Consider the following 9,566-nt stretch of genomic DNA (forward strand, 5'->3'; position numbering starts at 1 on the left):
TAGTGGGTGCCCCTGACTGAAGGATTCACCACATGCTGATCGCTCAGCGTCCCTCGTTGACCGAAGAGGTCGTCGACGAGTTCCGCTCCCGGTTCGTGATCGAGCCGCTGGAGCCGGGCTTCGGTTACACCCTCGGCAACTCGCTCCGCCGGACTCTTCTCTCCTCGATCCCCGGTGCGGCTGTCACCAGCATCCGCATCGACGGTGTCCTGCACGAGTTCACCACTGTGCCGGGCGTCAAGGAAGACGTCACCGACCTGATCCTCAACATCAAGCAGCTCGTCGTCTCCTCGGAGCACGACGAGCCGGTCGTGATGTACCTGCGCAAGCAGGGCCCGGGTCTGGTCACCGCCGCCGACATCGCGCCCCCGGCCGGTGTCGAGGTACACAACCCGGACCTCGTCCTCGCCACGCTCAACGGCAAGGGCAAGCTGGAGATGGAGCTGACGGTCGAGCGTGGCCGTGGTTACGTCTCCGCCGTGCAGAACAAGCAGGTCGGTCAGGAGATCGGGCGCATCCCGGTCGACTCGATCTACTCGCCGGTCCTCAAGGTCACGTACAAGGTCGAGGCCACGCGTGTCGAGCAGCGCACGGACTTCGACAAGCTGATCGTCGACGTCGAGACCAAGCAGGCCATGCGTCCGCGTGACGCCATGGCGTCGGCCGGCAAGACCCTGGTCGAGCTGTTCGGTCTGGCGCGCGAGCTCAACATCGACGCCGAGGGCATCGACATGGGTCCGTCTCCGACGGATGCCGCGCTCGCCGCCGATCTCGCCCTGCCGATCGAGGAGCTGGAGCTCACCGTTCGGTCGTACAACTGCCTCAAGCGCGAGGGCATCCACTCCGTGGGTGAGCTCGTGGCCCGGTCCGAGGCGGACCTGCTCGACATCCGCAACTTCGGTGCGAAGTCGATCGACGAGGTCAAGGCGAAGCTGGCCGGCATGGGCCTGGCCCTGAAGGACAGCCCGCCCGGATTCGACCCGACGGCCGCGGCTGACGCCTTTGGCGCGGACGACGACGCGGATGCCGGGTTCGTGGAGACCGAGCAGTACTAAGAGCTCGGGTTCGATGGCCCATACTCGGGTGCGGGTGCGCTGTGGCTTGTCGCGCAGTTCCCCGCGCCCCTTCCGGGAGCGCCCCTTCGGGGCAGCTCCCGGATCTTCGACGGGCAGCCGCCCGCTCGGACACTGACCTCGGTACCTGATACGGCCGAGGCAGACACCTAGGAGAAACACCATGCCGAAGCCCACCAAGGGTGCCCGTATGGGCGGCAGCGCCGCGCACGAGAAGCTGCTTCTCGCGAACCTCGCGAAGTCGCTCTTCGAGCACGGCAAGATCACGACCACCGAGGCGAAGGCCCGTCGGCTGCGGCCGTACGCCGAGCGTCTGGTCACCAAGGCGAAGAAGGGCGACCTTCACAACCGCCGTCAGGTGCTGTCGGTCATCACGGACAAGAGCGTCGTGCACACGCTCTTCACCGAGATCGGCCCGCGCTACGAGAACCGCCCGGGTGGCTACACCCGTATCACCAAGATCGGTAACCGCCGTGGCGACAACGCGCCCATGGCTGTCATCGAGCTGGTGGAGGCCCTGACCGTGGCCCAGCAGGCCACCGGTGAGGCCGAGGCGGCGACGAAGCGCTCCGCGAAGGACGCCGAGGTCGAGACCAAGGCCGAGGAGACTCAGGTCGAGGACGCCAAGGTCGATGTGACCAAGGCCGACGAGGCCGAGGAGTCCAAGGAGGCGTAAGCCGTCCTTTGGCTGCCGGTCCGCTGTGGCTGGTTGCGCAGTTCCCCGCGCCCCTGAAGGGGCGCTTGAGCGGGCCCGTTCCCTTCACGGGGGGCGGGCCCGCTTTCATGTACCTGAGAGGATCCAGGGGTGAGTGACGAAGTTCAGCCCGGCCATGTCCGTGTCCGTCTTGACCTGTCGTACGACGGGAGCGAGTTCTCCGGGTGGGCCAAGCAGGCCGGCGGGCGCAGGACCGTGCAGGGGGAGATCGAGGACGCCCTGCGGACGGTGACTCGGTCGGGGGACACCACGTACGAGCTGACCGTGGCAGGGCGGACCGATGCCGGGGTGCATGCCCGGGGGCAGGTGGCGCATGTCGATCTGCCCGTCGAGGTGTGGGGCGAGCAGCGCGGGAAGCTGCTGAAGCGGCTGGCCGGGCGGCTGCCCAGGGATGTACGGGTGTGGGCGGTCAGGGAGGCACCGAGCGGGTTCAACGCCCGGTTCTCGGCCGTCTGGCGGCGGTACGCCTATCGCGTCACCGACAACCCCGGTGGTGTCGATCCGCTGCTGCGCAGCCATGTCCTGTGGCACGACTGGCCGCTCGACGTCGACGTCATGAACGAGGCCGCGGAGCGGTTGCTCGGCGAGCACGACTTCGCCGCCTACTGCAAGAAGCGGGAGGGCGCCACGACCATCCGTACGCTTCAGCAGCTGAGCCTGGAGCGGGGGAGTGACGGGATCATCACCGCCACCGTGCGGGCCGATGCCTTCTGCCACAACATGGTGCGGTCGCTGATCGGGGCGCTGCTGTTCGTGGGGGACGGGCACCGGGCGGCCGACTGGCCCGGGAAGGTGCTTGCCGCCGGGGTGCGGGATTCGGCCGTGCATGTGGTGCGGCCGCACGGGCTGACGCTCGAAGAGGTCGGGTATCCGGCCGACGAGCTGTTGGCGGCGCGGAACAAAGAGGCACGAAACCGGCGGACCCTGCCGGGGGCGGGGTGCTGCTGAGGGGAGCCGCGCCCCCTGTGTGACGGGAGCCGCGCCCCTGTACGGAGGGGCAAGTGGCTACATATGCCCGCTGTGGCGTGTGATGAAACCCCTGCGTAACACGTACGTTCGGACGTAACCTCTGAAACTCGGTTATGATTCCGCTGCTCGGCTGAAGGTTCGATTAGGGGTTGGCCGAGTTCGGGTGGGGGTAACGGGCCGCAACGGCCCCGGGGGTTTCGCATGAGTGCAGTGGGGACTGCTCGTGTTCCGCAGAACAGGAAACGAAAAAGGACGCCGCAGAGTCATGGGCTCCTGCCGACGCCGCCTGACGACGTCGAGAAGTACTCGTACTCCCGTCGGTACCTGTGGGTGCTGACGGTCGGTTCGCTGATCAGCTTCGCGTGTCTGGCGATGAGCCAGTTTCTGTTCACGGCGTCGAGTCCTTGGTTCTGGCTGACGCTGCCGCTGCTGGCGTTCATCATCGCGGACTACCTGATCTCGTTGTACCTCGACGGGCTCAGCAAGGACTTCGACATCAAGGGCCACAAGCGCCTCGTGCGCAAGTGGCAGCCCGCGGTGTATCCGAGCGTGGACATCTTCCTGCCGGTGTGCGGTGAGCCCCTGGAGGTGCTCCACAACACCTGGGTCCATGTGAACCGCCTCGCGGACAGCTACCAGGGTGTCGTGAAGACGTACGTCCTGGACGACGCGGCCGAGGAAGAGGTCGGGGCGATGGCCCGCGACTTCGGGTTCAACTACGTGGTGCGGCCCAACCGCGGCTGGTTCAAGAAGGCCGGCAACCTCAACTACTCCTTCGAGAGGACCGACGGCGACCACATCCTGATCCTGGACGCCGACTTCGCGCCGCGCGCCGACCTGCTCGACGAGCTGCTGCCGCACATGGACGACGACGAGAAGTGCGCCATCGTGCAGTCGCCGCAGTTCTTCCGCATCGTCGACGCGCAGAACTGGATCGAGCGCGGCGCGGGCGCCGTGCAGGAGCAGTTCTACCGGTCCGTACAGACCTCCCGTGAGGACAAGGACGGCTCCATCTGCGTCGGCTCGTGCGCGATCTACCGGCGCGCGGCCCTTGAGCAGACCAACGGCATCACGCTGATCGAGCACTCCGAGGACATGTACACCGGCTTCGACCTCAGGGCGCTGGGCTGGAAGCTGCGCTACGTGCCGGTCGCGCTGTCCGCCGGTGTGTGCCCGGACACGGCCGGTGCCTTCCACAACCAGCAGTACCGCTGGTGCATGGGCTCTCTGGAGCTCCTGACCAGCAAGCGGTTCTGGGAGATGGACCTCAAGTTCAAGACCCGGCTCTGCTATGTGTCGGGGTTCCTCTACTACCTTCAGACCGCGCTCGCCACGTTCATCGCGCCGGTCATCCCGCTCGCCCTGATGATCCTGCGGCCCGACCTGCTGCGCGCCGAGGCCGCCCTGTGGGTGCTGCCGAGCGTCGCGTACGTGACGTTGGTCCTGCCGCTGTGGCACCGGGCGCCCTACCGACTCGAGGCCTGGGCCGTCCGGATCATGTACGGGTGGTCGCACGTCTTCGCGGTCTGGGACGTGCTGCGGGGCCGTCCGATGGGCTGGAAGCCCACGGGCTCGGCGGGCGCCAAGAAGAACGGCATGCGCCGCTACTGGAACTGCATGATCCTCTGGACCGGCGGCACCGCCGTCCTGTGGATCATCGTCGCCGCCTGGCGCATGCTCACCCTCTATCCGCCGGACTTCGCGCTGATGCTGTCCGCCGGCCTCTTCTACGCGATGGTCGTCGGCCGTGTCCTCGTACAGCCGCGTGCCCAGGAAGTGCAGGAAGCGACCGCATGAGTTTTTCCGTACGCCGAGTGCGGGCATCACGTCCCGTGCGGGCGCTCGCCGCCACGCTCATCGCCGGTGCGCTGCTGGCCGGGTGCAGCACGTTCTCCGAGGAGGGCCGCGACCAGTACGAGCGTGGACAGGGCGAGAAGCCGGGTGCCGAGGGCACCGGTGAGGCCAGTGAGTCCGCGAAGCCGGAGCCGCCGTACGACGTGCGGCCGCTGCTGGACCCGAAGAAGAAGTACCTGGGCGTGGCCGCCGACGGCGCTCCCGCCAAGATGAAGGCCGTCGAGGACTTCGCGAAGCGCGCCGGCAAGAAGCCCAACCTGATCGAGTTCTACTCCGCCTGGGGCGACCAGTACGAGCAGGAGCTCGTGAAGAACTCCTGGGACTACGGTTCCGTGGCGTTCATCGCCTGGGAGCCCTTCGAGACCAGCATGAAGGACATCGCCTCCGGCAAGGAGGACGAGTACATCCGTGAGTACGCGAAGTCCGTCAAGGAGCTGAACCTGCCCGTCGCGATCAGCTTCGCGCACGAGATGAACGGCTTCTGGTACCCGTGGGGCACCAAGAAGACCAGCGCCGCCGACTTCACCGCCGCGTACAAGCACATCCACGACATCTTCGACGACGAGGGCGCCACCCAGGTCATCTGGGTGTGGAGCCCGAACGTCACCCACCCGATGCCGAAGGTGAAGCTGAAGCCGTACTGGCCGGGCGACGACTACGTCGACTGGGTCGGTGTCATCGGCTACTACGCGGCCACCGGCCCCAACACGTACCAGACGCTGTACGGGCCGACGATGACCCAGATCCGTGGTTTCACGAAGAAACCGTTCATCATCGCGGAGACGGCCGCGCAGGCCGGTGAGCGCAAGCCCGCCGACATCAAGAGCCTCTTCCAGGGGACGGCGGAGCGCGACGACGTCATCGGGTTCGTCTGGTTCAACTTCGACAAGGAGACGGACTGGCGCATCAACAGCGGTCCGCTGTCGGAGAAGACCTTCAAGCAGCAGGCGGCGAACTCCAGCTTCGGATTCGATGTGACGAAGCCATGAGCGACCGACGCACGCCCACCTGGGCGGACGACTCCGAGTTGCACGACGAGTACGGGTACGGACAGCAGCAGGGCCAGGCGCAGGGCCATGCCCAGGCGCAAGGGCAGCAGCAGGGTCAGCAGCAGTACGCCGACAACGGGTACCCGCAGCAGAACGAGCAGTACCAGCAGCACCAGCAGAATCAGCAGTACCAGCAGTACGGCCACGGAAACCAGCAGCAGTACGCCCCCACCGACGAGGACCAGCGGCGGTACGCGCAGCAGGAGAGCCTGCGGCAGTACGCGCAGCAGGCCCAGACCCGGCCCCGGGTGCAGCCGACCTACCCTCCGTACCAGGAGCAGGCCTACCAGGGCGGCTATGTCACGGAGACCGGCAGCTGGCGCTTCGACGTCCACGACCGGACGTCCTCGTACCCGGACCAGCAGACCTACGACACGTACGCGCCGTACGACCCGTATGCCTCGTACACGGCGGTGGAGCCGGAGGCGGTCGCCGAGCCCGTGGCGCCGGAGCCGGAGAAGCCCGGGTACACGCTGCCGCCGGTGCAGGAGTCGGCCTGGGCGGTGGACACGCGGCGCAGCAGGCTGCTGGGGCGCGGGGTGCTGCTGTGCGTCCTGCTCGTGCAGGCAGGGCTGTCCCTGCGGCTGAGCGGGACGGCCTTCCAGGACGAGGCGCTCTACATCGCGTCCGGCCACTACGAACTGGCCAACCTGCTGCACGGCACCAAGCTGCCGGTGGACTTCGCGGCCTACTTCTCCGGGCACCCCAAGCTGTACCCGGTGGTCGCGGCCGTTGTGGACAGCCAGTTCGGCCTGACCGGCGTACGCCTGCTCAGTCTGCTGTTCATGCTGGGCGCCACCGGGCTGCTCTACTCGCTCACCCGGCGCCTGTTCAACCTGCGGGCAGGGCTCGGGGCCGCCGCGCTGTTCTCGGTGCTCCAGTCGACGATGGTGCTCGGCAACTTCGCCACGTACGATGCCGCCGCCGTGTTCCTGCTCGCGCTGTCCGCCTGGGCGGTGGTGCGCACCGACCGGATGAACGCCGTGGCCGTGCTGCTCGCAGCGCCGCCGGCGGCACTGGCCTTCGGTGTGAAGTACGCGTCCGGTATGTATCTGCCGACCATTGTGGTTCTCGCGGTGATCACCGCGCACAGGCATCGCGGCATCCGCGCGCTCGGCCGCGGGGTGGTGCTGGGCGCGGGAATCGTGGCACTGCTGGGGATCGGCTACTACCTCTCCGGTCCGCTGGGCGGCATCAGCTCCACGACCACCGACCGTGCGAAGGGCACAGACACCGCGGCGACGATGCTCACGCACAGCGCGGAGTGGGGTGGGCTGGTCTTCCTGGCCGCACTTGGCGGTTCGATCGCGTACGTGCTCCGCGCACGGATGGGCGAGATGCCGTGGCTCGGCGGCGAGACCTCGGGGCGCTGGCGGCGCGTTGCGCTCGGCCTGCTGCTGACGGGGACCGCGCTGCTCGCCCCCGCGTACCAGATCCACCTCCAGACCGAGATCTCGCTCTACAAGCACGTCGGCTTCGGGTTGCTCTTCGCCGCGCCGATGGCCGGCCTCGGAATGGCCCGCCTGGTCGGTCCGCACTTCCGGCATCCGCAGCTCGGGATCCTGCTGTACGTCCTGACGCTGGTGTTCGGCATGGTGCAGGCCCAGCGGGCGTTCAGCTTCCCGGACTCCACGCAGATGACCACATACCTGCGCACGGTCGTCGACAAGAAGGGCACCTACCTCGCTGAGGAGCAGGAGGTCCCCGCCTACTACCTGCGGGACAAGACCAACTGGACCCAGTGGCAGAACTCGTACTTCATGGACTACCGCGGCAAGGACGGCAAGCAGTACACCGGCCCCGATGCCTTCCGGCAGGCGGTCCGTGACGGAAAGTTCGACGCGATCGTGATGCACGGCTCGGTCAGCCCGGCGACGTACGAAGCGGTCAAGGAGGGGTTGAAGAACAACTCCCACTACCGGCTGGCGGCCGTGTTCCCGTTCACCACGAGCAGCGGAGAGAACGCCTACCGGATTTGGGTGAAGCGATGAGTCTCAATGCCTCCGCTCCGTACGGTGGCGGCTATCCCGACGCCCAGGGAGGCCATGATCCGTACGCGGGTCAGGGTGCCTACGCCGGGCAGGGCGCGTACGCCGACGGTCAGGGCGGCTACGCCGCTCCTGGTCAGGGCACCTATGCCGACCCGGCGCAGGATGCGTACGCTGCCCCCGGTCAGTACGCCGACCCTGGTCAGTACACCGATCAGGGCGCCTACACCGCGCCCGGGCAGCAGCAGGCGCAGGCCGCCGAGCCCGTCGCGCCGACGGCGGTCGACCCGGAGCCGCCCGCGGACGAGCCCGGGGAGGACGAGCCCGAGGATGCGAAGGGCGGACGGCTCGCCACTGCCGTGACGTTTCTGCTGCCCACGGTGCTCGCCTTCGCCATGATCTGGCGCGGGATCGGCGACCGGCAGCTGTGGCGGGACGAGCACGCCACCTGGTGGGCGGCCACGCTGTCGTTCCACGATCTGAGCCTGCTGATCCGCTCGATCGACGTCGTGTTCACGCCGTACTACGTGCTGATGCACATCTGGATCTCGGTCGCCGGGGACTCCCCGACCGCGATGCGCATCCCCGGCGCGGTGGCCATGGCGGCCTCGGCAGGTCTGCTCGCCCTGCTCGGGCGGCGAATGTTCACCACACAGGCGGGACTGCTTGCGGGACTGGCTTTCGCCGTCGTCCCGTTCACCACGCGGTACGGGCAGGAGATCCGGCCGTACGCCTTCGCGGTGGCCGCGGTCCTGCTGTCGACGCTGCTGCTCGCCAGGGCGCTGGACAAGCCGTCGTTCAAGGTGTGGGTCGCCTACACGCTGTCGGTGCCGCTGATCGGCTGGAGCCATCTGGCCTCGCTCGCAGTGCTCGGCGCGCATCTGGTGATGATCCTGATCGCACGGCGCGCGGGCGACAAGATCGTGGGCTGGGCCTATGCCGCGGCCTGCACCCTGGGCATGTGCTTCGTCATCCCCATGGCCGTGTCGGGCTCTGGACAGAGCGGACAGATCGCCTGGAACAACCCGGTACTGAAGGACCTGATCGAGTTTCCCAAGAACCTGTTCGGGGCCTGGGCGGTGGCCGTACCGGTCATGGCACTCGGCGCGCTGGGACTGTTCTTCGCGGGCCGACGGGCTCTTCCGCTTGCCGTCTGGATCGTGCTGCCGCCCGTGGCGACGTACGTCACCGCCGCTCAGCTGCACCTCTTCCTGCCGCGCTATCTGCTGTTCACGGCGCCCGCGTGGGTGCTGCTCGCGGCCGTGGCCGTCGTCCGGATCGCGGGGCCCGTGGCCGGTGCGAAGGCCGGTACGGGGGCGGTGGCACGGCGTGGTTTCGGCTGGGTGCTCGTGGCGGCCGCGGTTGCCGGGATCGCCTTCCAGTCGCTGCCCGGCATCCGTGAGACCAGGCAGAACGCCTTGGGTGAACCGGACTACCGGGGCGCCGCGCAGCTCATCGAGGCCGGGCAGAAGAAGGGCGACGGCATCGTCTTCAGCGGTGTGCAAGCCGAGCGCCGGGCCATGGACTACGAACTGCGCAACGATGCCGATCGTCCGCGCGACTGGCTGATGTACCGCACTCCGCAGGAACTGGGCTCGTTCGGCGCGATCGAATGCCCCCAGGCCACGAAGTGCCTGGCGAAGGCCGACAGGCTCTGGCTCGTGTCGACGACTCTCGACGGACAGCCGTTCAGCGGCATGCCGAAGACAACGGCGACAGCGATCCAGAAGAGCTTCAAGGTCGTCAAGACCAAGAAGCTCAAATACCTCCAGCTCGTGCTCCTCGAAAGGACACGCGCGGCGACGGACGACTCGTCCGAGGAAAAGGACGACGCCGCCAAGCGCAAGGTGCATACCTGAGTTGGGTTGCCGGACGCGGGGCCAGTCCCGCGTCCGGTGGGGGGCGAACAGAGGAATGG

At 67.7% G+C, this 9,566-nt stretch carries 7 protein-coding genes; all 7 read left to right on the top strand.

Translation table 11 applies throughout. The features are described from left to right. The first annotated feature begins 32 nt into the window (after positions 1-32). The 7 genes from ACZ5VQ_RS22165 (at position 33) to ACZ5VQ_RS22195 (ending at position 9,507) form a co-directional block, all read left to right on the top strand. Positions 33-1,055: a DNA-directed RNA polymerase subunit alpha gene (locus ACZ5VQ_RS22165; RefSeq protein WP_003966937.1), complete on the top strand. Its 1,023-nt coding sequence runs from the start codon at positions 33-35 to the stop codon at positions 1,053-1,055. A 181-nt stretch (positions 1,056-1,236) separates the two neighbouring features. Beyond that, entirely contained in the window at positions 1,237-1,749 is a 513-nt protein-coding gene (rplQ, locus tag ACZ5VQ_RS22170; RefSeq protein ID WP_469106364.1) for a 50S ribosomal protein L17, read from the top strand. A 129-nt stretch (positions 1,750-1,878) separates the two neighbouring features. After that, a complete protein-coding gene (truA, locus tag ACZ5VQ_RS22175; RefSeq protein ID WP_469106365.1) occupies positions 1,879-2,736 on the top strand; it encodes a tRNA pseudouridine(38-40) synthase TruA in 858 nt (285 codons plus the stop codon). 222 nt (positions 2,737-2,958) lie between these two features. Then, complete coding sequence (locus ACZ5VQ_RS22180) at positions 2,959-4,554, top strand: glycosyltransferase family 2 protein (protein WP_469106366.1); 1,596 nt, start codon at positions 2,959-2,961, stop codon at positions 4,552-4,554. Beyond that, positions 4,551-5,600: a glycoside hydrolase family 26 protein gene (locus ACZ5VQ_RS22185; protein ID WP_469106367.1), complete on the top strand. Its 1,050-nt coding sequence runs from the start codon at positions 4,551-4,553 to the stop codon at positions 5,598-5,600. Before ACZ5VQ_RS22180 ends, ACZ5VQ_RS22185 begins: the two co-directional genes overlap by 4 nt. Beyond that, the gene (locus ACZ5VQ_RS22190) at positions 5,597-7,651 is read left to right on the top strand and encodes an ArnT family glycosyltransferase (RefSeq protein ID WP_469106368.1); all 2,055 of its coding nucleotides are present in this window, start codon (positions 5,597-5,599) and stop codon (positions 7,649-7,651) included. Before ACZ5VQ_RS22185 ends, ACZ5VQ_RS22190 begins: the two co-directional genes overlap by 4 nt. Further along, complete coding sequence (locus tag ACZ5VQ_RS22195) at positions 7,648-9,507, top strand: glycosyltransferase family 39 protein (RefSeq protein WP_469106369.1); 1,860 nt, start codon at positions 7,648-7,650, stop codon at positions 9,505-9,507. The genes ACZ5VQ_RS22190 and ACZ5VQ_RS22195 overlap by 4 nt, the downstream gene beginning before the upstream one ends. Positions 9,508-9,566 lie beyond the last annotated feature (59 nt).

The sequence above is a fragment of the Streptomyces sp. NPDC033178 genome, from assembly GCF_055577685.1.